Genomic DNA, 1,645 nt, shown 5'->3' on the forward strand with positions numbered 1-1,645 from the left:
AACTTTTGGGGGTCAGTTCACTTGTGGGAGAGGGGTGGGGGAGAGGGCCGGAGCGTCAAGATGCGACGCTCGCAGTTTGAACCTCAAAGCCCTCTCCCCCGACCCCTCTCCCGCTTTGCGGGAGAGGGGTGCAAACCGGCAGTCAGATTACGGCTGAATGATCAATTCGCCGCTGCGGCCCGGGATTTCACCCCAGGTCACCGGCATTTGCGGCAGGTCGGTGCGGTCGATGTGCTGGTAGTACGTTGCCATCGACACGAGTTGATGACCTTGCGCGCGCCAGCCTGACAGCAGCCGCTTGAAAACGGGCGCCAGCTTGCCGCCTTCAAGCTCCGTATGGAGCGTGAAGACGTGGTCGCGGTCGCTTTCGGTCAGCTTGAGCACGGCCTGATGCACGTTGTCTTCGGTCAGGTCGTCCACGCCGATCAGTTCGTCGAGTGTTGGCAGCGTGGTCGGCATTTGCACGTGGCGGCATGCCTTGCCATCGACGGTCGGAATATACGGCGCGGTGCCGCGGCCGTCGGAAGCGTAGGCCATGCCCCAGTCGTCGATCTGACGGAACGCCTCGTTGTTCATCTGCCAGCCGGCCGCGCCATGCGTCGGCGGCGGCGCGCCGAAGATATCGACGAAGCGTTCAAACGACTGTTGCATCTGGCGACGCGTCCAGGCCGCGTCGCGCCCGCGCACGTTGTCCTGCCAGTAGACGTGGTCCCACGTATGGATACCGCACTCATGCCCGGCTGCCGCGGCGGCGCGCATTTCTGCGGCACCCTTGCGGCCGATGTCGGGCCCCGGCAGCAGCACGCCATACATCAGCGTGCGCAGGCCGTAGTTGGACACCACCGACGTGCGCGAAACCTTCTTCAGGAAACCCGGCCGGAATACGCGGCGCAGCGCCCAGCCCGTGTGGTCCGGGCCGAGGCTGAACAGGAACGTGGCTTCCGCCTCGACGGCGGACAGCATGGAGAGCAGCGCGGGCACGCCTTCGCGCGTGCCGCGCAGCGTGTCCACGTCCACCTTGAGCGCAATGCGAGCCATGAAGCGATCAGTTGTTCGCGTCGACCAGCGTGCGGGCTTCCACCACCTTGTCGCGATACGCTTCAAAGATGCGGCGCAGCGCCTGCTCCATCGACACCTGCGGCTTCCAGCCCAGTTCCTCGATCGTGTTGTCGATCTTTGGCACGCGGTGCTGCACGTCCTGGTAGCCCTTGCCGTAGAAGTCGCCCGACGACGTTTCCACGATCTGCGTCTTGCGCGCTTCTTCGGCGTACTCGGGGTACTCGGCGGCCATCTTCAGCATCATCTCGGCCAATTCGCGCACCGAGTGGATGTTGCCCGGGTTGCCGATGTTGAAGATCTTGCCGTTGGCCACGCCGTCCTTGTTCTCGATGATTTGCATCAGCGCCGAGATACCGTCCGAAATATCGGCAAACGCGCGCTTCTGCTCGCCGCCATCGACCAGTTTGATCGGCTCGCCACGCACGATATGGCCCAGGAACTGCGTCACCACGCGCGACGAACCTTCCTTCGATTCGAAGATCGAGTCCAGCCCCGCGCCGATCCAGTTGAACGGACGGAACAGCGTGTAGTTCAGGCCTTCCTGCATGCCGTACGCGTGGATCACACGGTCCATCAGCTGCTTGGA

2 protein-coding genes are annotated in these 1,645 nt (G+C 63.6%); both read right to left on the reverse strand.

Going from position 1 to position 1,645, the window contains the following annotated elements:
- Positions 1-147: 147 nt before the first annotated feature.
- Entirely contained in the window at positions 148-1,038 is an 891-nt protein-coding gene (locus tag B552_RS0126310) for a polysaccharide deacetylase family protein (protein ID WP_019452052.1), read from the reverse strand.
- Positions 1,039-1,045: 7 nt separating this feature from the next.
- On the reverse strand, positions 1,046-1,645 hold a 600-nt coding region (locus B552_RS27960; RefSeq protein ID WP_019452053.1), incomplete at its 5' end, for a bifunctional UDP-4-keto-pentose/UDP-xylose synthase.

The organism is Cupriavidus sp. BIS7 (genome assembly GCF_000292345.1).
Lineage (GTDB): Bacteria > Pseudomonadota > Gammaproteobacteria > Burkholderiales > Burkholderiaceae > Cupriavidus.

Excerpts from the sequence above, each read along its gene's own strand:
- B552_RS0126310 (WP_019452052.1), bottom strand. The coding sequence starts at position 1,038 with ATGGCTCGCATTGCGCTCAAGGTGGACGTGGACACGCTGCGCGGCACG.